Below are 21,884 nucleotides of genomic sequence, written 5' to 3'. Positions count from 1 at the left end.
CTTCTGCTTAAAGTTTTGCACCTGTTTTCTTGGCGATATCTCCCCAGGCCAGATGCTGGTCCGCAATCAGCTGGGTGAAGGCCTTGGATTCCATGTCCCGGGTCACGAATCCCTGGGCTTCCAGCGTCTGCGCAAACTCGGGACGCGCGCTGATCTGCCGCACCGCGCTGGCGATTTTTTCGGCCAGAGCCCTGGGCAGGCCAGCCGGTGCCGAGATGCCGACGAAGTTCTCCGAGACCAGCTGTGCCAGTCCCAGTTCGGCCACGCTGGGCACCGTCGGTGCCTGCGCCACGCGGCGTGAGGATGTCAGCGCCAGCAGCTTGAGCCGGCCCTGCTTGTGCAGCGCGATGTTCTGCGGCAGCGCATCGATGGCCAGCTTGATATGGCCGCTGAGCAGATCCGCACGCATGGGGCCGGCGCCGCGGTAAGGCACATGCTCCATGGACAGCTTGAGCGTCTGTGCAAACTGCTCGCCCACCAGATGGCCCACCGAGGCGGCGCCGCCGCTGCCAAAGGCGACGGGAGCAGGCTGCTCCTTGATCCAGCTCACCAGCTCGCTCAGGCTGTTGACGGGCACCGAAGGGTGCACGGCAAACACCGTGGGCACTGCACCGATGTAGGCCAGATGTTCGAAGCTGCGCAAGGGGTCGTAGCCAGGGCTTTGCAGCAGCGATGGCGCTATCGACAGCGCCGCCGAATTGGATACCAGCAGCGTGTAGCCGTCGTTGGCGCTGTGCGCCACGATCTGCGCGCCAATCGACGAGCCCGCACCGGGCTTGTTGTCTATGACCACGCTCTGGCCCAGCTTCTCGGCCAGCGCGGGAGCCAGCACCCGGGCCACGATATCGCTGGAGCCGCCCGGCGGAAAGGTCACGACCAGTTTGATGGGCCGCACCGGCCAGGCCTGCGTCTGCGCGGCACGCACATGCCATGCCGCGCCCAGCATGCCTGCCGCCGACACCCCGGCCAGCCCCTGAATGAATGATCTGCGACCCGTATCGCGCATAGCTCCGCCCTCCGAACTGCTTTTGGTTTGAAGCGAGCTCTGCAGCGCACGCCATGAGGCTTGCCAATATAGGCACCCCCGGCACAAACCCTAAACACTGAATTCTCATTAGCTAGGGCGAAACTTATCTATGTGCTCGCGCAAGGCGGCTGCGCTGCCGCGAAAGTCACGATGCCTGGCAAGGCATGCGCAAAACCGGCCGCCGCAGCCTCCTGCGCCCTGGCCTAGTGCGCAATACGTACACGCCCGGATCGGACCTGGTGGTATTCTTTTTCTCCTCTGGAGACCCCGATGAACGCACCCGTTGCCCATACCTCGCTGCAGCCCGATTTCGTGCAGCGCCCCATCCCCGAAGAATTTCTGCAGGCTCTGCAAACACGTTTCGGCAGCCAGTGCTCCACGGCCTTGGCCGTGCGCGAGCAGCATGGCCGCGACGAAGGCGCGATTGCGGCGCCCCCGCCGGCAGCCGTGGTGTTTGCCGAATCCACCCTGGACGTGCAGGACGCCGTCAGGCTCTGCGACCAGTACGGCGTGCCCGTGATTGCCTATGGCGCCGGTTCGTCGCTGGAAGGCCATCTGCTGGCCGTGCAGGGCGGCATCACCATCGACGTCAGCCGCATGAACCGCGTGCTCTCGGTCAACACCGAAGACCTGACCATCACCGTGCAGCCCGGCATCACGCGCAAGGCCCTGAACGAAGCCATCAAGGACACCGGCTTCTTCTTCCCCATCGATCCCGGTGCCGACGCATCGATCGGCGGCATGACCTCGACCCGCGCCAGCGGCACCAATGCCGTGCGCTACGGCACCATGCGCGAGAACGTGCTGGCCCTGGAAGTGGTGACGGCCAATGGCGAAGTGGTGCGTACCGGCAACCGTGCCAAGAAGAGCGCCGCCGGCTACGATCTGACCCGCCTGCTGGTGGGCAGCGAAGGCACGCTGGGCATCTTCACGGAGATCACGCTACGCATCTACCCGCTGCCCGAAGCGGTGAGCGCAGCCATCTGCTCTTTTTCGAGCATCGAAAACGCCGTGCACACGGTGATCCAGACCATCCAGATGGGCATTCCCATTGCTCGCGTGGAACTGGTCGATGTGAATTCCGTACGCATGGTCAACGCCTACAGCAAGCTGTCCCTGCGTGAGGAGCCCATGCTGCTGATGGAGTTCCACGGCTCACCCACGGGCGTGAAGGAGCAGGCCGAGATGGTTCAGGACATTGCCCATGAATTCGGTGGCAATGCCTTTGAATGGGCCGAGCGCCCCGAAGACCGCACGCGCCTGTTCACCGCACGCCACAACGCCTATTTCGCGGCCGTCTCCAGCGTGCCCGGCTGCCGCTGCATCACCACCGATGCCTGCGTGCCCATCAGCCGCCTGGCCGATGCGCTGCTGGAATGCGTGACCGAGGCCGATGCCAGCGGCATCCCCTACTTCCTGGTCGGCCACGTGGGCGACGGCAACTTCCACTTCGGCTATCTGATCGACCCCGACAACGACGCCCAGCGCCAGCAGGCCGAGCAACTCAACCACACGCTGGTGGCACGCGCGATTGCGCTGGGCGGCACCTGCACGGGCGAGCACGGCATCGGCATCCACAAGCAGGGCTTTTTGCTCGAAGAGGCGGGAGCCGGTGCGGTGCAGATGATGCGTGCCATCAAGCAGGCTCTGGACCCCAAGAACATCCTGAACCCGGGCAAGATCTTTCAGCTACAGTGAGCCTCGCTCGCGCTGGCTGAAAACGCGCCAGCCATGAAAAAGGGCCTGCAGTTGCAGGCCCTTTTCTGTTCTCGGATCGACGCTTTACTTGCCGACCTTGAGCTGACCGCCGCGACCCAGGCCGCCCTTGACTTCCTGCGCCTTGTAGTTGCGCAGCGAGATCACCATATTGTTGTAGGCGTCCATGAAGGCAGCCACGGTGGCCTTGCCTTCCGGTGTGCGCGAGAAGCCGCCCAGACCGCCGCCCACGCCGCCGCCGAAGGCACCCAGCGCAGCGCCGAAGTTGGTCGCGGTGGAGTTGCCTTCGGAGATGGAGATCTGCACGCCCGAACGGATGTCGAACATGCTCAGCGTCACCACCGAAGCCTTGCTCTGCATGGCGCCGCCGATCAGCGTGCCCACATTGCCGAACAGACCGCCCACGCCGGCAGCCAGCTGGCCGGTGGCATCGTTGTCGATGATGATGGAGGGCTCCATGTAGTAGTCAGCGGCCACGCGCTGGCCCTTTTGCTGCCTGGAGCCGGCACGGAACTCACCGGAATTGCGCTGCTTGTCGGTGATCGCCGACATCTTGCTTTCGGTGCGGTTGTTGCCGACGGAGGTAATCACAAAGCAGTTGGACTGCTGCACGGCCAGACGGATCAGAGGCTCGATGGTGGTGATCTTTGTGGCCGCGCCAAAGCTCGCATACCACTCCTTGCCGCGACCGTCGTCAACGGCCAGCGTGCCCAGAGGCGCATCGCAGCGCTCCAGAGAGGCATTGGCATTCACGCTGGTGGCGCCGCCCGCTGCGCCCGTGGCCGCCGTGGGAGCCGTGCCGGTGGAAATGGTGCCGCCGCCGGGGGTCACGCAACCGCCCAGTGCCAGGGCCGATGCGATGGCTGCCAGACGCAGCGTTGTCTTCTTGGACATAGAGATGCTTTCTACAAATGAAAAATGTTGAGGCGCTCGACGCGCTTCAGCGGTAATACCAGCCCGACGAGCCCCACACCAGGTAGTAGGGCGCACTCACGTACCAGCGGTTCCAGGACTTGCGTTCGTCCTCGATGGCCTGATAGCGAGCATGAGCATTCTGTTTGGCAGCCTGCGCCTGAGGCAGCAGAGACTTGGCTTCCTTGAAGCCCTTGGCGGCGGCGCGCGACAGCCAGGCCTCGGCTTCGGCGGGGTCCGGACCCATTTCTTCAAAACCCAGCAGATACAGGCGACCGAGCGCGAACTGGGCCGGGCCATGACCGGCATCGCCGGCCTTGCGCATCCACTCGATGGCCTGATAGCTGTTGCGCTCCACGCCGTCGCCGCGCAGATAGCGCAGACCCAGGTCATAGGCGGCGCGAGGATCGGCCTGGGTCTTCTGCAGATCGGCTTCGGCCCTTTGCACCAGGGCTGCCTGGCGGCGTTCGGCTTCCGGGTTGACCGGCTCGCCGCGGAAGGTAGCGACATTGCGCGGCAGCTCGGAGCAGTTGTTGCCTTCGCACAGGCGCACCGTGGGCGACGCAGGTGCCAGCTGATCCTGCGGCGTCTGTGCCGCGCATGCCGTCAGCGCAAGAGCTGCCAATGAAAGGCTTGGTAGAGCCAGGCGCATGAATCACTCCTCTTGATTTTCTGCCGGTGAAAGCCGAAAAGTATACATAAGCAAAAAATGGTAATTTTTACGGCGAGATGAACGCTCGCATACCCCCCCTTGGGGGGGTAATTTGCACAATATACAAGTGGCTGTGCAGTGAGTACTTGCGTTGCATCACCCGCTAGCACACCTGCATAAGATCCTTCACAAAATTAACAATCTGATGGAAAACAAATCGTCTTTCCTGGTATGGCCTCTGCCTGCGCTGCTGACCTGGCTGCTGGCCTGGGTCGCCTTCTTTGCGCTCGGTCATATCGTCGTCTGGTGGCTGGCCTTGCTGCTGGCGGGTGCCGCCAGCTCGGCCGCCAGTCTCTGGGGCAACAGCTGGTGGCGCCGCCTGCTGATTGCCGCAGGCTTTCCGCTGTCGTTTCTGGTGCTCAGCGCCAGCCAGCTGCCCGCATGGGGCTGGTTGCTGCCGCTGGCCTTGCTGTTGCTGATCTACCCGCTCAATGCCTGGCGCGATGCTCCCGTCTTTCCGACGCCATTGCATGCGCTCAAAGGATTGGCAGAGGTCGTGAAGCTGCCCGACCAGGCACCGGTGCTGGATGCCGGCTGCGGCATGGGCGACGGCCTGCGCGCGCTGCGCAGCGAGCTGCCGCAGGCCCGTCTCCAGGGCCTGGAGTGGAGCTGGCCGCTGGTGATTGCCAGTGCCCTGCGCTGCCCCTGGGCACGCGTGCGGCGTGGCGATATCTGGCTGGCCGACTGGAGCGGCTATCAGCTGGTCTATCTGTTCCAGCGGCCCGAGAGCATGGGCCGCGCCGCCGTCAAGGCCGCCACCGAGATGCAGCCCGGCAGCTGGCTGGTCAGCCTGGACTTCCAGCTGCCCGGCGTGGAAGCAGCGGCCTGCCTGCAAGGCAATAGCCGCCACAAGGTCTGGATTTACGCCATGCCGCTGGATGGCGCAGAACGCGGTTGATCCGCTTTATTTGGCTGCGCCGCTGGCCTTGCTCACATAGAGAGCAACAGCAGCGATGTCGGCTTCGCTCATCGTGGCCTTGAAGGAGGGCATGGCACCGATGCCATCCTTCAGGGCACGGGCCACGCGGGCCGCATCGGGCTGCAGCTCGTCCAGCACGGGACCGATGGCACCTTCGGCTCCGGCATCCTTGAGGGTATGGCACACCGCGCAGGCAGGAACGGCAGCCGTGGTGAACAGCTCTTTGCCGCGCGCCATCTGGGCGGCCTGATCGGCATGGGCGGCGGTGCCTGCCAGGATGGTCAGCAAGAGGGCGGCGAGGGTGGGTTTTGTCTTCATCATTGTTCTTGGGGAAATGCGATGCATCGTGGTTTGGATATCCATGGCCGGGCTCCCCTTCTTCGGCGCCCGGCATGGACAGCGAGTGCGGCGCTCAGGCCACGGTGACGGTGACCGCGTGGTCAGCCCAGCTGGTGTTGTTGTAGCCGCTCTGGTTTTCACCGCGCGTCTCGGGCTGCACATTGCCCCTGACGTCGGTTGCGCGACTGGCCAGCTGGTAGGTGCCCTTGGGCAGCTGGGCCGCAAGCACGAACTGACGCCAGGCATAGCGGCCCATATCGGGGCCCACCAGACGGGCCTGCTTCCAGCTCTTGCCGCCGTCGATGGAGACCTCCACCCCCTTGATGGCATGCATGCCGCCGAAGGCCACGCCCTGAATCTGCACCAGGCCGGCGGCCCGGTTGCCGTCTTCGGGAATGGGGCTGTTGATCCAGGACTTGACGCTCATCTCCTGCACCGAGGGCTGGCTGGGATCGCCCTTGCTGCCCGGAGGCGAGATGCGGTAGCCGTGCGACATGATGTGCGCTTCGCTTTCCTTGGCGGTAAAGGCCAGCTGCTTGATGTACTTGATGTTGTTCACACCGGTGTAGCCCGGCACGATCAGGCGCAGCGGTCCGCCGTGGGCCAGGGGCACGGGCTCACCGTTCATCTCCCAGGCCAGCAGCGCATCCTCCATGGCCGACAGGGGCACGGAGCGCTCCACCAGCACGCTCTTGGGGTCCAGGCCTGCAGGCAGTACCTCGCCGCCCGTACCCGTCATGTAGAGCATGCCGCCGGCCACGCCCCCCAGGGCCTTGACCACATCGCGCACCGGCACACCGCTCCAGACCACGCAGCCTGCGGCGCCCACGGTCCATTGCGTGCCGCTGGGCTTGGAGGGGAAGAAGCCACGGCCGTTGCCCGAGCATTGCAGCACCATGGTCACTGTCTCCAGTCCCATGGTCTTGAGTTCACGCAGGCTCAGTTGACGAGGCCGGTTCACGCCATCGATCTGTACCGCCCAAGCATCGCGGTCGGCCACAATGCTCTCAGGCGGCGTCGGCAGGTTGTTGCGCACATAGAGCTGGCTGGTGGGAGTGACCACGCTGGAGCCAAACGCGCTGCGCCGGGTCTCGATGGTGGTGGAACTGTGCACGATCACGGCATCGGCATTCTTGAAGCCGGCATAGCCGGGCAGAGGCTTGGCGGCGGGCGCAGCTGCCTGTGCCATGGCCTGGCCCTGGAAGCTGGCCAGACCGGCCGCCGCCAGTGCACTGGCGCTACCGGCGAGCAGGCGACGACGCGGCAGGGATGTGGGTTGTTGCATGATGTCTCCTCGTTGATTGTGGTGAATGAGCAGGGCGAGAGATCCGGTTCAGCCATCGACTTTCTCGGGGGCTCCGAGGACGCGTGATGCCACGGCCAGAGCCTGTTTCTTCTGCGCGATCAGCACCAGCGGGCGGCCTTCGCGCGAGCGCACCACCTGCCAGTAGCTGTTGGCCCACCAGCCCTGGCCGTCGGCAATCCGCTGGGGCTGCTCGAAGGCCAGCACGGTGACGATGCCGCTTTTCTCGAAAAAGGTGGTCAGGTGATAGGCGCGGCTGCCGTCGATGTCGCAGGGCCGCATGAGCTGGGTGTAGCCGGGCAGCTTGCGGTCGGCGGGCCAGTCCATGTGCCGGGCCATCTCGGCCTCGGCGATGAACTGGCCGCGCAGCGTTCGTTCGTAGTACTCATGCTCGATGGCCGAACGCACCATCTGCGGCGGGCGCAGGCCGAGCACGCTGCCCCATGCAGCGCTGCCGAGGATCGCTGCCGCACACAACGCCTGCAGCCCACGGCGGGCATACCAGGGCGTGTGGCGCAGCAAATGGGCCGGCGGCTCGCCGGGCTCGAAGGCCAGCGCCAGCTCGGCACGGGCGCGCAGGTCGAAATCGGTGTCTTCGGGTCGGTCTTGGTGTTTCATGGTGCGCGCTTTCTCAGCGGTATCACGCTGGCAGCAGCGCAAGATTCGATGGCGGCCCCGGCGGGATGGCGCGCCGGCTCCTGCAGCACCGTCTTGAGCGCTTCACGGGCCCGCGCCAGGCGCGAGAGCACGGTGCCCGGTGCAATATCCAGCGCCTCGGCCATCTGGGCCGTGGGCATGTCGTCAAAGTAGTACAGCACCAGCACTTCGCGATGGATGGGGGCGATGCGGCTCAGCGCCTTGACCACGTCCAGTTGCGCATCGAGTGCCTCATGGTGATTCACGCCCTGCTCGCAGGATTCGTCCAGCGGCTGAGCCTGCAGCTGCCCGGGATCGAAATGCCTGAAGGCATGGCGGCGCATGATCTGGAACAGCCATGCCCGGGCCATGCTCTGGTCGCGCAATTGGTGGCGAAAGCGCCAGGCGCTGGTGAAGCAGTCCTGCACCACATCCTCGGCCGTGGCGCGCGAGCCCGTCAGTGCCCAGGCACTGCGCAGCAGGAAGCGGTAATGCTCGCGCACCCACTGGTTGTAGCGCGACTCGGCAGAGAAGATCATGGTGATAAAGAGCGCAGGCCTGCTGCTTTCATTCCATGCCGCCGCAAATATTTTCCGCAGGCCCCCGGAAACGGGAAGAGAAGACCTGCAGCGCTGTCAAATCAATCGCTGGCAGCCGTGACCTTGGTGTGCATGCCGAAGAACTGCGCCGGCGGCATGCCCACGGTGCGGCGCACCATCGCGCTGAAGGCGCTGGGGCTGTAGTCCAGCTCGGCCGCAATGCGCTGAATCGGCCAGTTGCGCGCCGCCAGACTGACGGCATGGGCCAGCACCACCTGCTGACGCCACTGGGTAAAACTGCATTCCAGCTGCTGGCGAAACAGCCGCGCCACGGTGCGCGGGCTGGCCCCGGTATCGCGCGCCCAGTCCTCCAGCGTCTCGTTGCGCGTGGGGTCGGCCAGCACGGCCTCGCACAGCAGGCGCAGGCGCTTGTCCTGGGGCAGGTTCACGCCGAGCTGCACAGCGCTGGCGCGGCGCAGCTCGTCAAGCAGCAGCTCGCTCAGATGGTGCTCGCGCGCCCTGTCCTGCTCGGACAGCTGCAGGCTGTCATCGGGCAGGGTGGGCAGCTCGCGCACCACGGCACGCAGCAGGTCCGAAGCATTGAGCACCCGACATTGACGCCAGATCGCCTCCTGCCCTGGCCCGACATCGGGGCCGCAGTGCCCATGGGACTGGAAGAAGTAAAGCGTGCGCAGATCGGCGCTTTCCACCATGGTCACCGCATGCTCCATGCCGGGCGGCACCCACAGCGCACGCGACGGCGGCACGATATAGGTGCCCTGCGCCACCGTCAGACGAATGGTGCCCGTGGTGGAGATCGCCAGCTGCCCCCAGGGATGACGGTGGGGCCTGACCTGGGTGTCGGCCTCCAGCCAGCGACATTTGGCGCGTACCGGGCGCTGTGCCGTGGGTATGTAGAGATGAGGCGTCAGCGTCTCCACATAGGCGGAGGCCTTGCCTGCACGCAGGGGTCCGGGGTCTTGGAGGCTGGGCATACGGGATTGGCTGGTTTGCGATAGCAATTGGCAGACTATCGCATACAAGACGAGACCGCTCTGCCTAAGATGCGATATATGAACCGCCCTGCCTCCACAACACCCCAAAACCAGGCGCCAGAGACACTGCGCAGTGATGCGCGCACCATCGGCCTCATCGGCCTGGCCCATGGCTCGTCGCACTTCTTCCACCTGCTGCTGCCGCCGCTGTTCCCCTGGCTGATCCAGGAATTCGGCTACAGCTATGCCGAGCTCAGCGTCATGGTCTCGCTGTTCTTCATCGTCTCCGGCACCGGCCAGGCGCTGGCCGGCTTTGCCGTAGACCGCTTTGGTGCCCGTCCCATCCTGTTTGCCGCCCTCGGCAGCTTTGTCGTGGCCGGCCTGATTGCGAGCACCGCGCAGGGCTACAGCATGCTGCTGGCCGCAGCCTTTTTTGCGGGCCTGGGCAATGCGCCTTTCCACCCCGTGGACTTAACCATCCTCAACAAGCGCGTGTCGCAGCAGCGCATAGGCCATGCGTTCTCGGTGCACGGCCTGTCGGGCAATATCGGCTGGGCGCTGGCGCCGCTGTTCATGGCCGGCATCACCACGGCCACGGGCTCCTGGCGTCTGGCCTGCCTGTGCGGCGCCATCTGTGCCGCCGTGGTGCTGGCCATCATGGTCTTCAACCGCGACGCACTCGACGACCGTGCCGAAGCCGCCGGCGCGGCCGCCAAGCCCGCCGCCGGTACCGTTGCCGCCCCGCAGGAACACCCTATGGCCTTCATGAAGCTGCCATCGGTATGGCTGTGCTTTTCCTTCTTCTTCTGGAGCACCTGCGCGCTCAGCGCCATCCAGAGCTTTGCCAGCCCGGCCCTGCAATCCATGTATGGCCTGCCGCTGTCCGTGACGGCGCTGATCGTCACCGGCTATATGCTGTGCGGCGCTGCAGGCATGGTGGTGGGCGGCTTTCTGGTCGGCCGCGTGCAGCGGCTGGAGAAGGTGATCTCCATCTGCATGCTGGGCTCGGGCCTGCTGCTGTTTGTCGTCGGCACGGGCTGGCTGCCCGGCATGGCGGCCGTGATCGTGGCGTCCATCGCCGGTCTGGGCACGGGCCTGGCCGGCCCCTCGCGCGACATGCTGATCAAGCGTGCAGCGCCCCCCGGCGCCACGGGCCGTGTCTACGGCACGGTGTATTCCGGCCTGGATCTGGGCTTTTGCCTGGCCGCGCCGGTCTTCGGCTACATGCTGGACCACCAGATGACAAATGCCGTGTTCTACGGCTCGGCGATTGCGCTGGTGCTGTCCGTGGTTTCGGCCGTCATCGTCGGCGACGGTGTGAGCAAGAAGACCAAGGCCCATCTGGCCGCGGCCTGAGCAGCAGGCACAACCGACCAAGCCCTGCCTGCGCAAGCAGCAGGGCTTTTTTGTCGCCGCGAGAAATCAAGTTACCCTGGTATTTATCCCTAGTCCATCAGCGCTGAGGCCGCAAACGCGGCTGCTAAGCTGAATTCCCTGAGCGGTGCATCACGCCGCCTTTCCTGCCGTAGCCCTATCCGGGAGCGGCCCGCCCCCCCTCAAGGAGAACTTCTATGCGTTGGAACACGCCCTCTGCCCCTTTGCTGCGCGCCCTGCCCCTGGCCCTGGTGCTGGCCTTCGGCTCTGCCCAGGCTGCCCCTCAGGCCGAATGGCTGGAGCATGCGAAAAAGGAGCAGCAGCCCTACCTGGATACGCTGCGCGATCTGGTGCATATCGAGTCCGGCAGCAAGGATGTGGCGGGCGTGAAGAAGATTGCCGAATACATTGCCGGCAAGCTGCGCGCCCAGGGCGGCAAGGTCGAGATCATCGAGCCCAGCGACATCTACCGCCTCGATGACACGCCCGAGAAGGTCGGCCCCATGGTGCATGCCGAATTCAAGGGCAAGGGCAGCAGCCGCATCATGATGATCGCGCATATGGACACCGTCTATCTGCCCGGCATGCTCAAGGACCAGCCCTTCCGCGTCGACGGCGACAAGGCCTATGGCCTGGGCATTGCCGACGACAAACAGGGCGTGGCCCTGATCATGCATATCATGCCCCTGCTCAAGAAGCTGGGCATCGAGGACTACGGCACGCTCACGGTGCTGATCAACGGCGACGAGGAAATCAGCTCGCCCGGCGCGCGCAGCACCATCACCCGCCTGGGGGCCGAGCAGGACGCCGTTTTCAGCTTTGAGGGCGGCGGCACCGACGGCAGCCTGCGCCTGGCCACCAGCGGCATCGGCGCCGCCTACCTCAAGGTCACGGGCAAGGCATCGCATGCGGGCGCCAAGCCCGAGGACGGCGTGAATGCGCTGTACGAGCTGTCGCATCAGCTGCTGCAGATGAAGGATCTGTCCCAGCCACAGGACGGCCTCAAGCTCAACTGGACGGTGTCCAAGGCCGGCACCAACCGCAATGTGGTTCCCGCCGAAGCAACGGCCCAGGCCGATGCCCGCGCGCTGCGCGTGGCCGACTTCACGGCGCTGGAAAAAGCCATGCAGGACAAGATCGGCAGCAAGCTGCTCCCCGCCAGCAAGGTGGAGCTGAAGTTCGAGGTGCGCCGCCCGCCGCTGGAAGCCAATGCCACAGCACGCAAGCTGGCGGCCCATGCCCAGGGCATTTATGAGCAGGAGCTGAAGCTGCCCATGAAGGTCATGGACAAGGCCACGGGCGGCGGCACGGATGCGGCTTTTGCGGCCCTCAAGGCCAAGGGCGGCGTGATCGAGGGCTTCGGCCTGTCGGGCTATGGCGCACATTCCAACGATGCCGAATACGTGCAGATCAACACCATCGTACCGCGCCTGTATCTGGCCGCCCGCATGATCCAGGACCTGTCGCGCGGCCAGATCAAGTAAGCGCTTTTGATAGCTGCTTTCGTATCATCTGCTTCGGTTTAAGTATAGAAGCGATCTGAAAATCAACAGGAGCTTGCGTTGCAAGCTCCTGTTTTTTTATTCTTCCGGGCTCGGGCCAGCACCTGCCACGGGCATTGCCACCGCCAGCCTCACCCGAGTTTCCAAGGTTCTGTCGCCTAGCCAACAGACCGCCGGCGCACGAGTGTCTACATTCATCGGATCAACGATGAAGGAGAGTCGCCGTGAGCCAAGAGCCTTTGAACATCCCCAGCGTCCGGCATCTGGTCAGCCCCGAGGAATGGCAGTTGCGCGTGGACCTGGCCGCCTGCTACCGGCTGGTGGCGCTGTACGGCTGGAGCGATCTGGTCTTCACCCACATCAGCGCGCGGTTGCCGGGCCCCGGGCATCACTTTCTCATCAACCCCTACGGGCTGATGTTTGACGAGATCACGGCCTCCTCGCTGATCAAGGTGGATCTGGGCTGCAACAAGCTCATGGAGTCGCCCTTCCCCGTGAACCCGGCCGGCTTCGTCATCCACAGCGCCGTGCATGAGGCCCGCGCCGATGCGCAATGCGTGATCCATACCCACACGCGCGCCGGAGTGGCCGTGGCGGCCCAGAAGCAGGGGCTGCTGCCCATCAGCCAGCAAAGCACTTTTGTCCTGGGGTCCCTGGCCTACCACGTCTACGAGGGCGTGGCCTTTCGCGAGGACGAGAAGCCGCGTCTGCTGGCCGACATGGGCGAGGCCAACTTTCTCATGCTGCGCAACCACGGTCTGCTGACCTGCGGCGCCACGATTGCCGATGCCTTTCTGTCCATGTACGTCTTCGAGTCCGCCTGCCAGATCCAGATCGCGGCCCAGTCCGGCGGCACCGAACTGACCGAGGTCGACCCGCAGATCCTGCAAGGCATCGCCCAGGCCATGAAGGTGCAGACCGGCGGAATGGGCGGCCAGTTTGCCTGGCCTGCCCTGCTGCGCAAGCTCGAACGAATCGACCCCGGCTACCGCAGCTGAGCTGCTGCGCGCGCACAGAAAAAGAGCATCCTGTGGATGCTCTTTTCGCTTGCTTGGGCCCAAGAATCAGACTTCGCCGCGCAGCTTTTCGATGAGGCCGTTGAGTTCGTCAAGCGAGCCGAACTGGATGGCGATCTCGCCCATTTCCTGCTGCTTGCCGTGGCGGCGCACGGTCTTCTTGATGCGCACCTCGACATCGGCGGTGAGCAGGTCGGACAGCTCTTCCTCGATGCGTTTCACGTCGCGCGACTTGCCATCTTTCTTGGCCTTCTGGCGCGTCAGATTGAACTCGGCACCGATCTTCTTGACCAGCGACTCGGCCTCGCGCACCGACATCTTCCTGGCCGCGATCTGGTTGCCGGCCGTGATCTGGGTGGCACGGTCCAGCGTCAGCAGCGCCCGCGCATGGCCCATGTCGATATCGCCGGCCATCAGCATGGTCTGCACGGGCTCGGCCAGATTCAGCAGGCGCAGCAGATTGGTGGCAGCACTGCGCGAGCGGCCCACGGCCTGCGCGGTCTGCTCGTGGGTCAGGCCGAACTCCTTGACCAGGCGGGCCAGACCCTGCGCCTCTTCCAGCGGATTGAGGTCTTCGCGCTGAATGTTCTCGATCAGTGCCATGGCCGCCGCTGCCTCGTCGGGCACTTCGCGCACCAGCACTGGCACCTCGGACAGACCCGCGATATGCGCGGCACGGAAGCGCCGTTCGCCGGCAATGATTTCGTACTTGCCGGCGTTGTCGCCCCGGGAGAGCTGGCGCACCAGGATCGGCTGCATGATGCCCTGGGCCTTGATGCTCTCGGCCAGCTCGTACAAGGCGCCTTCGTCCATGCGGGTGCGCGGCTGGTACTGGCCGGCCACCATCACATTGAGTGCCAGGGTGCTCGGCAGATTGGCCTGAGACCCGCTCGCTGCGACCTGCTCTGCTTCGCTGACCTTGGGGCCCAGCAGGGCTTCCAGACCACGTCCCAGGCCCTTGGGTTTCTTAGTCACCATTGCTGAATTCTTTCTTTAAAGGGAGAGCAGCAGCTCATGCCCGGCTTCCCACAGTCCCAGTCCGCTGGCCGTGTTGACATGGCCTGCGGCACCCGCACTCACAAAACGGCTGCCCCAGCCCTGTGCCATGGTCTGTGCGCGTGCCACAGAGCAGTTGGGGTCGTTCTCGCTGCCCACCAGTATCGACGGGAAGGGCAGCTTTTGCAGCAGCACAGGCGACCAGCCCGGCAGCACGCCGCGCAGACTCTCCTGCTCCGTATCGCCGGGGGCAACCAGCAGAGCGCCGCGCACCTTGGTCTTCGCGACCTGAGAATGCGCCGCCCACCATGCCACCAGAATACAGCCCAGGCTGTGCGCCACCAGCGTCACGGGGGCGGGAGCGTCGAGCACGGTTTCCTGCAGGCGAATGCTCCAGTCACCGCGCAGCGGATGCTGCCAGCTATGCTGCTCCAGCCGCTGGTAGCCGTACCGGTCCTGCCACAGACTCTGCCAGTGGCCGGGGTCGGAATTCTGCCAGCCGGGCAGCAGCCAGACATGCTGCGGGTTCAGTGCTTCAGAGGTCATGGTCGTTGGCGATGGTTCGATGGGGGACGGGGAGCTGTTTCACGTGAAACACTCACATTTTCTTGATGCGTCGCACCATCTCTTCGGCAAACTCGACAAAGGCCTTGCTGCCCTTGGCCGAGGCGTCGAACACCACGCCGGGCAGGCCGTAGCTGGGGGCCTCGGCCAGGCGCACATTGCGCGGGATCACGGTATCGAACACCTTGTCGCCGAAATGCTCCTTGAGCTGGTCGCTGACCTGCTGCTGCAGCGTGGTGCGCGGATCGAACATCACGCGCAGCAGACCGATGATCTGCAGGTCGGGGTTCATATTGGCATGCACCTGCTTGATGGTGTTGACCAGATCGGTCAGGCCTTCCAGTGCAAAGTACTCGCACTGCATGGGCACGATCACGCCATGCGCCGAGCACAGACCGTTCAGGGTCAGCATGGACAGCGAAGGCGGGCAGTCGATCAGCACGAAGTCATAGTCGGCAGCCACGGCCTGCAGCGCCGTCTTGAGGCGCTCGTTGCGGCGCTCCAGCGAGACCAGCTCGATCTCGGCACCCGACAGCTCGCGGTTGGCACCCAGCACGTCATAGCCGACCTGCTCGGACTTCTGGGCTACTTCCTTGACGCTGGCGTTTTCCAGCAGCACGTCGTAGACCGTCAACTCCAGCGCGCGCTTGTCCACGCCGGAGCCCATGGTGGCATTGCCCTGTGGGTCCAGGTCGATCAGCAGCACGCGCTGGCCGACCTTGGCCAGACCGGCGGCAAGATTGACCGTGGTCGTTGTCTTGCCCACTCCACCCTTTTGATTGGCAACGCAGAAAATTTTGGCCATTGAACTTCTCTTTTAGTTGGCGGCCAGCTTGAGGCCAAAACCGATCAGAAACACACCGGCTGTTTTTTCCAGCCACTTCACCACGGCCGGACTGGCACGCAGACGCTCTGCCAGCACCGTGGTCAGCGTCACCACGATGACGCTGTAGATAAAGGTAATTGCCGCCACCGTGGCAGCCATCACGCCAAAGGTGATGGCGCCCTGATGCCGGGCCGGGTCCACGAACATGGGAAAGAACGCCATGTAGAACACAATGGCCTTGGGGTTCATCAGGGTGATCAGAGCACCCTGGCGGAAATACCGGCGCGGCTGGATTTCGATGGCCGGCGCATCGCCGGGCCTGGCCGTAAGCAGCTTGTAGCCCAGCCAGGCCAGATAGGCCGCACCCACCCATTGGACGGCGTGAAAGGCCGCCGGATACGCGGCCAGCACCGCCGCCACACCGGCCACGGCCAGCCACATCAGCACCTGGTCGGCAGCCATCACACCCAGGCAGCATGCAAGGCCCGCTCTCCATCCGCCCTTGCCCGTAGAGGTAATCAAGGCCAGATTGCCTGGTCCAGGGATCAGCAAGAAAACGGTAACGGCGGCTGCAAAAGCGCCGTAATCAGAGATGCCAAACATTCAAACCCTGCGCGATGGAAAACAGCAAGTTTATGCGAGGGCCATGACCGGCGCATCTGCATTGCGCAGATGTTGTCCGATACGGTGTGTAAAAAAAACGGTTTTCACCGTGGCCAGCGACTTCGACATTTGCCAGCCAAGGTCGAAGACGCCGAACAAAGGCCTAGGCGACTCCGCCGCCCTGCGGCGCAGGCGTCGCCCCCCTTCCAGGGGGAAGCGGCAACGCGCCGCTCAGGGCGGTTACTTAATTTTCAACCAGATCACGCAGCGCTCCGCATCCAGGCCGGGAACCTGCAATGGTTCCACGTGAAACACCTTCACGTCGGCAGGCAGCGCAGCAATTTCCTCATCGGGGTGCTTGCCCTTCATGGCAAACCAGATGCCGTCCTCGGCCAGAGCCTTGCGTGACCAGGTGGTGAAATCCACCAGGGACGCAAAGGCGCGGCAGCTGATGACCGGGTACTGGGTCTTGAGGTTTTCCACCCGGTCATGAATGCCGCGCAGATTGGGCAGGCGCAAGGATGCAGCCACCTGCTGGATGAAAGCGGCTTTCTTGCCCACGGTATCCACACAGTTCACATCGATCTGCGGGCAGCAGATGGCAAACACCACACCAGGCAGACCACCGCCCGAGCCCACGTCCAGCAGCGGCAGACGCTTGCCCTCCTCCACCCGCAGGCTGCTCACATGTCGCAGCAAGGCGGGCACGGCAGCCAGGCTGTCGAGCAGGTGATGCGTCAGCATCTCCTGGGGATCACGCACCGACGTCAGGTTGTAGACCTTGTTCCACTTCTGCAGCAGATCCATGAAGGACATCAGCAGATCGATCTGGGCCGGGGCCAGATCCAGCTTCAGTGCCTGAACGCCCTGCTCCAGCTGGGTACGCAAAACCTGGCTCATGCGGAAGCCTCTTCGTTCTGAGTGGCAAAGCCTTTGAAGCCGCCTTTTTTCAGATGCACCATGAGCAACGAGATCGCTGCCGGCGTCACCCCCGAAATACGCGAAGCCTGACCCAGGGTTTCGGGCCTGTGCTTTTGCAGCTTCTGGCGCACCTCGAAGGACAGCGCTGCCACCTGCATATAGTCGAAGTCCAGCGGCAGACGCAGACGCTCGAAATGGGCAGCGCGTTCGACTTCATCCTTCTGGCGGTCGATATAGCCAGAATACTTGGCGGCGATCTCCACCTGCTCGATCACCGGGTCACTGAGCTCACCCAGAGCCTCGGGCTGCACATCAGCACTGGCGTACTTGCCCTGGTTCATGCCCATGAGCTTGTCGTAATCCACACCGGGGCGACGCAGCAGGTCGAACAGGTTGTATTCGCGCTCCATGGCCTTGCCCAGCACGCGCTCTGACTCTTCTGCTGCAACGACACGCGGGTTCACCCAGGTCGACTTGAGGCGCTCTGTTTCACGTGAAACAGCATCGCGCTTGCGGCTGAAGGAATCCCAGCGCACATCATCGACCAGTCCCATCTGGCGACCCGCTTCGGTCAGGCGCATATCGGCATTGTCTTCACGCAGCTGCAGGCGGAACTCGGCGCGGCTGGTGAACATTCGGTAGGGCTCGGTCACGCCCTTGGTGATCAGATCGTCGACCAGCACGCCCAGATAGGCCTCGTCACGGCGCGGCATCCAGGGGCTTTCGCCACGGCACTGCAGTGCTGCGTTCAGGCCCGCGAACAGACCCTGGGCGGCCGCCTCTTCATAGCCGGTCGTGCCATTGATCTGACCCGCAAAGAACAGGCCCTGGATCTGCTTGGTCTCGAAGCTGCTCTTGAGCGAGCGCGGATCGAAGTAGTCGTACTCGATGGCATAGCCTGGGCGCAGGATATGGGCGTTCTCCAGCCCCTTCATGCTGCGCACCAGTTCGTACTGAATGTCGAACGGCAGGCTGGTGGAGATCCCGTTGGGGTAGAACTCGTGCGTGGTCAGGCCTTCGGGCTCCAGAAAGATCTGGTGGCTTTCCTTGTCCGCGAAGCGGTTGATCTTGTCTTCCACGCTGGGGCAGTAACGCGGACCCACGCCTTCGATCTTGCCTGTGAACATGGGGCTGCGATCAAAGCCGCTGCGGATGATCTCGTGCGTGCGCGCATTGGTGTGCGTGATCCAGCAAGGCATTTGCCGGGGGTGCATCGCACGGTTGCCCATGAAGCTGAACACGGGCACTTCACCCTCGTTCACGCCGCCAGGCATGCCGTCGCCGGGTTGTTCCTCGCACTGGCTGAAGTCGATGCTGCGGCCGTCGATGCGCGGCGGCGTGCCGGTCTTCAGGCGGCCCTGAGGCAGTTGGAGCTCCTTCAGGCGTGCCGACAGGCTCACGGCCGGTGGATCGCCCGCACGGCCTGCGGCATAGTTGTTCAGGCCCACATGGATCTTGCCGTCGAGGAAGGTGCCCGCGGTCAGCACCACGGTGCGGCTGCGGAACTTGAGGCCCACCTGGGTGACGGCACCGACCACGCGGTCGCCCTCCACCATCAGATCATCCACGGCCTGCTGGAAGAGCCAGAGATTGGGCTGGTTTTCCAGCATCTCGCGAATCGCCGCCTTGTACAGAATGCGGTCGGCCTGGGCACGCGTGGCACGCACGGCCGGGCCCTTGGAGCTGTTCAGGATGCGGAACTGGATACCGCCCTTGTCGGTCGCCAGGGCCATGGCACCGCCCAGGGCATCGACCTCCTTGACCAGGTGCCCCTTGCCGATGCCGCCGATGCTGGGATTGCAGCTCATCTGCCCCAGGGTTTCGATATTGTGGGTCAGCAGCAATGTCTTGCTGCCCATGCGTGCAGCGGCCAACGCGGCCTCGGTGCCGGCGTGGCCGCCACCGACCACGATCACGTCAAATTCCTGTGGGTACAACATATTTCTGCTCCGGGCCAAGCCCGGCCCTTGCCCCCTGCACGAGGCAACCATGCCTCGGCTCTCATGGCAGGCGGACATGTTTTCGCGCCATGTCCAGCCCTGCGGGGAACCTGCAATTTTCCCACCATTGGCGCAACAATGCCTTGGCAGGGGGGTTTCACGTGAAACATGGCAACCAGAGCCACGGCCTAGATGTTTGCCCTGATGGCCCTGCCTACGCATGAAAAATGCAATCGCTCTGTGCTGCAATGACTGCATGCAAATCCTCATTTTTGCGGGCAGTACCCGCCAAGACTCGTACAACCGCAAGCTGGCCAAGGTGGCCGCCTCCATCGCCCGGCAGCAAGGTGCAGAGCCCAGCCTGCTGGAGTTGTCGGACTACGACATTCCGCTCTACAACGCCGACCTCGAAGCGCAGGGCACACCTGCCGATGTCATTCGCCTCAAGCAGGCCATGCACAGCCATGCGGCCTGGATTGTCTGCAGCCCCGAATACAACGGCAGCTACCCTGCCCTGCTCAAGAATGCGATCGACTGGGCCTCCAGCCCGGTCAAGGGCGACGCACAGTGGTCCGATGGCGTCCTGCCGTTTCGCAACAAGGTCGTCGGCATGGCCAGCGCCTCGCCCGGAGGGCTTGGAGGCCTCAGAGCCCAGTCTCACCTCGCTGCGCTGCTATTGAATCTGGAATGCTGGGTGGCACCGCGCAGCCATGCCGTGAGCCAGGCGGCCGAGGCCTTCGATGAGCAGGGTCATCTGCTGCGCGCACAGAACCAGCAAGGCATGGAGGCACTGGTACAGCAGGTGCTGTGGGCTGCGGGGCGCCTGGGCTGAGCAATCCCCCACGGATACGGACTACTTGCTGTCGGCTGGATATGCATATGACATGCAACCGGTTTAGCATGGGCGCTTGTCTTTTCTTTGCATAGAGAGCCACTCACCATGAAGCTTTACTACAGCCCCGGCGCCTGCTCCCTGTCTCCGCATATCGTGCTGCACGAAGCAGAGCTGCAGCATGAAACCGTGATGGTCAGCACCAAGAGCCACAAGCTCCAGGACGGAACGGATTACTACGGCATCAATCCGCTGGGCTATGTGCCCTTTCTGGTGCTGGACAGCGGCGACACCCTGCGCGAAGGTCCGGCCATTGTTCAGTACCTGGCCGACCTGGCTCCCGAGAAAAACCTGGCGCCCGCCAACGGCACCGTGGCCCGCTACCACCTGCAGGAATGGCTGAACTTCATCAGCACCGAGGTGCACAAGGGCTTCGGCCCCTTGTTCAATCCGGCAACGCCAGAGGACTACAAGCCCCTGGCGCGCGCCAGCGTGCTCAAGCGCCTGGCCTGGGTCAACGAGCAGCTCGCCAACAAGAGCTATCTGATGGGCGATCAGTTCACCGTGGCCGATGCCTACTTTTTCACGGTCACGGGCTGGGCCCAGTTCGTGGGCCTGGACATCTCCGAGCTCGAGAACATTCAGGCCTACCGCGAACGCATTCTGGCGCGTCCCGCCGTACAGGCCGCCATGAAGGCAGAAGGCTTGCTGAAGTAAGTTTTTTGACACCCATGCAAACTGAGAACGTGTTGACGATCTCTACGCAGCCGCGTTGGAGCGCAATCGGGATGAGTTCGAAGCGATGGCTCGCTGCTTGCACCGGGGTGCAAGCAAGAGTCAGCGCACAGAAATCGCCCGATTGCGCTCCAACCCTTCGGGACAGGGGCTTTGCGGGCGGTCTGCGGCGTTGCGAATCCTCGCAATAGCACGGCTATTGCTGCGGTATCGCGCCTTGCATACCATCCCGCAAAACCTCTGTCGCGGCGCGAGGAGATCGTCAACACGTTCTAAGCTCGGTACCCACCGAGCTTTTTTTCATCTGGAGTTCTGCATGACCTCATTGTTCGACCCGATTGAAGCGGGCAGCCTGCATCTGCCCAACCGCATTGCCATGGCCCCGCTGACGCGCAACCGCGCTCCCGACGCAGTCCCCACGCCGCTGATGCAGACCTACTATGTCCAGCGCGCCTCTGCCGGGCTGCTGATCAGCGAAGGCACGGCCATCAGCCATCAGGGACAGGGCTATGCCGATGTACCCGGTCTCTATGGCCAGGAGCAGCTGCAGGCCTGGAAGAAAGTCACCGATGCTGTGCATGCCAAGGGCGGGCGCATCGTCACCCAGCTCTGGCATGTGGGCCGCATTTCCCATACCGTGCTGCAACCCGACCTGCAGGCGCCGGTCGCGCCCTCGGCGCTGACGGCCCGCTCCAAGACCTTTGTGATCGACCGCGAGACGGGACAAGGCCAGTTCGTCGCCACCTCGGCGCCACGTGCGCTCGAGCAGCAGGAGCTGCCGGAGATAGTTCACAGCTTCGCCACCGCCGCACGCGAGGCCGTGCAGTCGGCTGGCTTCGATGGCGTGGAACTGCATGCAGCCAACGGCTATCTGCTCGACCAGTTCCTCAAGACCGGCACCAACCAGCGCAGCGACGACTACGGCGGCAGCATCGAAAACCGGGCTCGCCTGGTGCTGGAATGCGTGCGCTCCGTGGCCGATGCCATCGGTGCCGGCAAGGTCGGCATCCGCATCTCTCCGGTCACGCCGGCCAACGACATCGTGGACGCGCAGCCGCAGGCGCTGTTCGAGTATCTGGTGCGCCAGCTCGCGCCGCTGGCCCTGTCCTATATCCACGTGATCGAAGGCGCTACAGGCGGTCCGCGCGAGCTCGCAGATCGCCCCTTCGACTATCAGGCACTCAAGCAGGCCTATCGCTCTGCGGGCGGCAAGGGCGCCTGGATGGTCAACAACGGCTATGACCGCGAGCTGGCCATGCGCGCCGTGGAAAGCGGCTATGCCGATGTCGTGGCCTTCGGCAAGGCCTATATCTCCAACCCCGACCTGGTGCACCGCCTGCACGATGACCTGCCGCTCAATGCCTGGAACAGCGAACGCTTCTACGGGGGCGGCGCCGATGGCTATACCGACTACCCTGCACTCGCCAGCCAGTAAGCACCGTCCATCCGGCTGCAACCCTTTTTTCGATCGCGCCTG

At 64.0% G+C, this 21,884-nt stretch carries 22 protein-coding genes; 8 read left to right on the top strand and 14 right to left on the bottom strand.

Annotation, left to right across the window (positions count from 1 at the left end):
* Positions 1 to 7: 7 nt before the first annotated feature.
* Positions 8 to 1,006, bottom strand: a complete 999-nt coding sequence (locus FSY59_RS09950) for a tripartite tricarboxylate transporter substrate binding protein (RefSeq protein WP_050873103.1) — start codon at positions 1,004 to 1,006, stop codon at positions 8 to 10.
* Positions 1,007 to 1,297: 291 nt separating this feature from the next.
* On the opposite strand from FSY59_RS09950, the gene FSY59_RS09945 reads away from it, so the two are divergent.
* Positions 1,298 to 2,725, top strand: coding sequence for an FAD-binding oxidoreductase (locus tag FSY59_RS09945; RefSeq protein WP_003059940.1), 1,428 nt, complete (start codon positions 1,298 to 1,300; stop codon positions 2,723 to 2,725).
* An 84-nt stretch (positions 2,726 to 2,809) separates the two neighbouring features.
* Here the strand turns inward: FSY59_RS09945 and FSY59_RS09940 are convergent, their stop codons facing one another.
* Positions 2,810 to 3,637: a hypothetical protein gene (locus FSY59_RS09940; RefSeq protein WP_003059942.1), complete on the bottom strand. Its 828-nt coding sequence runs from the start codon at positions 3,635 to 3,637 to the stop codon at positions 2,810 to 2,812.
* A gap of 46 nt (positions 3,638 to 3,683) precedes the next feature.
* On the bottom strand, positions 3,684 to 4,307 hold the full coding sequence (locus FSY59_RS09935; RefSeq protein WP_003059943.1) for a tetratricopeptide repeat protein: 624 nt from the start codon (positions 4,305 to 4,307) through the stop codon (positions 3,684 to 3,686).
* Positions 4,308 to 4,512: 205 nt separating this feature from the next.
* On the opposite strand from FSY59_RS09935, the gene FSY59_RS09930 reads away from it, so the two are divergent.
* Positions 4,513 to 5,265: a hypothetical protein gene (locus tag FSY59_RS09930; RefSeq protein WP_003059945.1), complete on the top strand. Its 753-nt coding sequence runs from the start codon at positions 4,513 to 4,515 to the stop codon at positions 5,263 to 5,265.
* Between the two features lie 6 nt (positions 5,266 to 5,271).
* Here the strand turns inward: FSY59_RS09930 and FSY59_RS09925 are convergent, their stop codons facing one another.
* From FSY59_RS09925 to FSY59_RS09905, 5 genes are all read right to left on the bottom strand, one after another.
* Positions 5,272 to 5,607, bottom strand: coding sequence for a cytochrome c (locus tag FSY59_RS09925; protein ID WP_019042914.1), 336 nt, complete (start codon positions 5,605 to 5,607; stop codon positions 5,272 to 5,274).
* A 91-nt stretch (positions 5,608 to 5,698) separates the two neighbouring features.
* Positions 5,699 to 6,910, bottom strand: coding sequence for a sulfite oxidase (locus FSY59_RS09920; protein ID WP_003059949.1), 1,212 nt, complete (start codon positions 6,908 to 6,910; stop codon positions 5,699 to 5,701).
* Positions 6,911 to 6,958: 48 nt separating this feature from the next.
* Positions 6,959 to 7,546, bottom strand: coding sequence for a hypothetical protein (locus FSY59_RS09915; protein WP_148728894.1), 588 nt, complete (start codon positions 7,544 to 7,546; stop codon positions 6,959 to 6,961).
* Positions 7,543 to 8,103, bottom strand: coding sequence for an RNA polymerase sigma factor (locus FSY59_RS09910; RefSeq protein ID WP_003059952.1), 561 nt, complete (start codon positions 8,101 to 8,103; stop codon positions 7,543 to 7,545). The genes FSY59_RS09915 and FSY59_RS09910 overlap by 4 nt, the downstream gene beginning before the upstream one ends.
* A gap of 101 nt (positions 8,104 to 8,204) precedes the next feature.
* Positions 8,205 to 9,098 carry a helix-turn-helix domain-containing protein gene (locus FSY59_RS09905; RefSeq protein WP_043370383.1) on the bottom strand — a complete coding sequence of 298 codons (894 nt, stop codon included), beginning with the start codon at positions 9,096 to 9,098 and terminating at the stop codon, positions 8,205 to 8,207.
* Positions 9,099 to 9,176: 78 nt separating this feature from the next.
* Between FSY59_RS09905 and FSY59_RS09900 the strand changes: the two genes are divergently transcribed.
* From FSY59_RS09900 to FSY59_RS09890, 3 genes are all read left to right on the top strand, one after another.
* Positions 9,177 to 10,454, top strand: a complete 1,278-nt coding sequence (locus FSY59_RS09900; RefSeq protein ID WP_148728893.1) for an MFS transporter — start codon at positions 9,177 to 9,179, stop codon at positions 10,452 to 10,454.
* Between the two features lie 215 nt (positions 10,455 to 10,669).
* Positions 10,670 to 11,956: a M20/M25/M40 family metallo-hydrolase gene (locus FSY59_RS09895; RefSeq protein ID WP_003059957.1), complete on the top strand. Its 1,287-nt coding sequence runs from the start codon at positions 10,670 to 10,672 to the stop codon at positions 11,954 to 11,956.
* A 242-nt stretch (positions 11,957 to 12,198) separates the two neighbouring features.
* Positions 12,199 to 12,972 carry a class II aldolase/adducin family protein gene (locus FSY59_RS09890; protein WP_003059958.1) on the top strand — a complete coding sequence of 258 codons (774 nt, stop codon included), beginning with the start codon at positions 12,199 to 12,201 and terminating at the stop codon, positions 12,970 to 12,972.
* A gap of 66 nt (positions 12,973 to 13,038) precedes the next feature.
* On the opposite strand, the gene FSY59_RS09885 is transcribed toward FSY59_RS09890, so the two are convergent.
* The 6 genes from FSY59_RS09885 to mnmG form a co-directional block, all read right to left on the bottom strand.
* On the bottom strand, positions 13,039 to 13,968 hold the full coding sequence (locus FSY59_RS09885) for a ParB/RepB/Spo0J family partition protein (RefSeq protein ID WP_003059960.1): 930 nt from the start codon (positions 13,966 to 13,968) through the stop codon (positions 13,039 to 13,041).
* Positions 13,969 to 13,983: 15 nt separating this feature from the next.
* Complete coding sequence (locus FSY59_RS09880; protein ID WP_003059961.1) at positions 13,984 to 14,532, bottom strand: alpha/beta hydrolase; 549 nt, start codon at positions 14,530 to 14,532, stop codon at positions 13,984 to 13,986.
* A 52-nt stretch (positions 14,533 to 14,584) separates the two neighbouring features.
* The gene (locus FSY59_RS09875) at positions 14,585 to 15,355 is read right to left on the bottom strand and encodes a ParA family protein (protein ID WP_003059963.1); all 771 of its coding nucleotides are present in this window, start codon (positions 15,353 to 15,355) and stop codon (positions 14,585 to 14,587) included.
* A gap of 12 nt (positions 15,356 to 15,367) precedes the next feature.
* Positions 15,368 to 15,979 (bottom strand): LysE family translocator, encoded by a 612-nt coding sequence (locus FSY59_RS09870; RefSeq protein WP_148728892.1) that lies wholly within the window; start codon positions 15,977 to 15,979, stop codon positions 15,368 to 15,370.
* A 240-nt stretch (positions 15,980 to 16,219) separates the two neighbouring features.
* Positions 16,220 to 16,879 carry a 16S rRNA (guanine(527)-N(7))-methyltransferase RsmG gene (gene rsmG, locus FSY59_RS09865; RefSeq protein WP_043370379.1) on the bottom strand — a complete coding sequence of 220 codons (660 nt, stop codon included), beginning with the start codon at positions 16,877 to 16,879 and terminating at the stop codon, positions 16,220 to 16,222.
* The gene (mnmG, locus tag FSY59_RS09860) at positions 16,876 to 18,840 is read right to left on the bottom strand and encodes a tRNA uridine-5-carboxymethylaminomethyl(34) synthesis enzyme MnmG (protein WP_043370378.1); all 1,965 of its coding nucleotides are present in this window, start codon (positions 18,838 to 18,840) and stop codon (positions 16,876 to 16,878) included. Before mnmG ends, rsmG begins: the two co-directional genes overlap by 4 nt.
* Positions 18,841 to 19,096: 256 nt before the next feature.
* Between mnmG and FSY59_RS09855 the strand changes: the two genes are divergently transcribed.
* From FSY59_RS09855 to FSY59_RS09845, 3 genes are all read left to right on the top strand, one after another.
* Positions 19,097 to 19,672, top strand: a complete 576-nt coding sequence (locus FSY59_RS09855) for an NADPH-dependent FMN reductase (protein WP_034400823.1) — start codon at positions 19,097 to 19,099, stop codon at positions 19,670 to 19,672.
* 108 nt (positions 19,673 to 19,780) lie between these two features.
* The gene (gene gstA / locus FSY59_RS09850; RefSeq protein ID WP_148728891.1) at positions 19,781 to 20,389 is read left to right on the top strand and encodes a glutathione transferase GstA; all 609 of its coding nucleotides are present in this window, start codon (positions 19,781 to 19,783) and stop codon (positions 20,387 to 20,389) included.
* A 334-nt stretch (positions 20,390 to 20,723) separates the two neighbouring features.
* Positions 20,724 to 21,842: an alkene reductase gene (locus FSY59_RS09845; protein ID WP_043370376.1), complete on the top strand. Its 1,119-nt coding sequence runs from the start codon at positions 20,724 to 20,726 to the stop codon at positions 21,840 to 21,842.
* Positions 21,843 to 21,884 lie beyond the last annotated feature (42 nt).

Origin of the sequence: Comamonas sp. Z3, assembly GCF_008121565.1 — a bacterium.
GTDB lineage: Bacteria > Pseudomonadota > Gammaproteobacteria > Burkholderiales > Burkholderiaceae_C > Comamonas > Comamonas brasiliensis.
Note: the sequence above shows the minus strand (reverse complement) of the source record. Positions and strands in the feature narration are given on the sequence as shown.

Excerpts from the sequence above, each read along its gene's own strand:
- FSY59_RS09950 (WP_050873103.1), bottom strand. The coding sequence starts at position 1,006 with ATGCGCGATACGGGTCGCAGATCATTCATTCAGGGGCTGGCCGGGGTG.
- FSY59_RS09945 (WP_003059940.1), top strand. The coding sequence starts at position 1,298 with ATGAACGCACCCGTTGCCCATACCTCGCTGCAGCCCGATTTCGTGCAG.
- FSY59_RS09940 (WP_003059942.1), bottom strand. The coding sequence starts at position 3,637 with ATGTCCAAGAAGACAACGCTGCGTCTGGCAGCCATCGCATCGGCCCTG.
- FSY59_RS09935 (WP_003059943.1), bottom strand. The coding sequence starts at position 4,307 with ATGCGCCTGGCTCTACCAAGCCTTTCATTGGCAGCTCTTGCGCTGACG.
- FSY59_RS09930 (WP_003059945.1), top strand. The coding sequence starts at position 4,513 with ATGGAAAACAAATCGTCTTTCCTGGTATGGCCTCTGCCTGCGCTGCTG.
- FSY59_RS09925 (WP_019042914.1), bottom strand. The coding sequence starts at position 5,607 with ATGATGAAGACAAAACCCACCCTCGCCGCCCTCTTGCTGACCATCCTG.
- FSY59_RS09920 (WP_003059949.1), bottom strand. The coding sequence starts at position 6,910 with ATGCAACAACCCACATCCCTGCCGCGTCGTCGCCTGCTCGCCGGTAGC.
- FSY59_RS09915 (WP_148728894.1), bottom strand. The coding sequence starts at position 7,546 with ATGAAACACCAAGACCGACCCGAAGACACCGATTTCGACCTGCGCGCC.
- FSY59_RS09910 (WP_003059952.1), bottom strand. The coding sequence starts at position 8,103 with ATGATCTTCTCTGCCGAGTCGCGCTACAACCAGTGGGTGCGCGAGCAT.
- FSY59_RS09905 (WP_043370383.1), bottom strand. The coding sequence starts at position 9,098 with ATGCCCAGCCTCCAAGACCCCGGACCCCTGCGTGCAGGCAAGGCCTCC.
- FSY59_RS09900 (WP_148728893.1), top strand. The coding sequence starts at position 9,177 with ATGAACCGCCCTGCCTCCACAACACCCCAAAACCAGGCGCCAGAGACA.
- FSY59_RS09895 (WP_003059957.1), top strand. The coding sequence starts at position 10,670 with ATGCGTTGGAACACGCCCTCTGCCCCTTTGCTGCGCGCCCTGCCCCTG.
- FSY59_RS09885 (WP_003059960.1), bottom strand. The coding sequence starts at position 13,968 with ATGGTGACTAAGAAACCCAAGGGCCTGGGACGTGGTCTGGAAGCCCTG.
- FSY59_RS09880 (WP_003059961.1), bottom strand. The coding sequence starts at position 14,532 with ATGACCTCTGAAGCACTGAACCCGCAGCATGTCTGGCTGCTGCCCGGC.
- FSY59_RS09875 (WP_003059963.1), bottom strand. The coding sequence starts at position 15,355 with ATGGCCAAAATTTTCTGCGTTGCCAATCAAAAGGGTGGAGTGGGCAAG.
- FSY59_RS09870 (WP_148728892.1), bottom strand. The coding sequence starts at position 15,979 with ATGTTTGGCATCTCTGATTACGGCGCTTTTGCAGCCGCCGTTACCGTT.
- rsmG (WP_043370379.1), bottom strand. The coding sequence starts at position 16,879 with ATGAGCCAGGTTTTGCGTACCCAGCTGGAGCAGGGCGTTCAGGCACTG.
- mnmG (WP_043370378.1), bottom strand. The coding sequence starts at position 18,840 with ATGTTGTACCCACAGGAATTTGACGTGATCGTGGTCGGTGGCGGCCAC.
- FSY59_RS09855 (WP_034400823.1), top strand. The coding sequence starts at position 19,097 with ATGCAAATCCTCATTTTTGCGGGCAGTACCCGCCAAGACTCGTACAAC.
- gstA (WP_148728891.1), top strand. The coding sequence starts at position 19,781 with ATGAAGCTTTACTACAGCCCCGGCGCCTGCTCCCTGTCTCCGCATATC.
- FSY59_RS09845 (WP_043370376.1), top strand. The coding sequence starts at position 20,724 with ATGACCTCATTGTTCGACCCGATTGAAGCGGGCAGCCTGCATCTGCCC.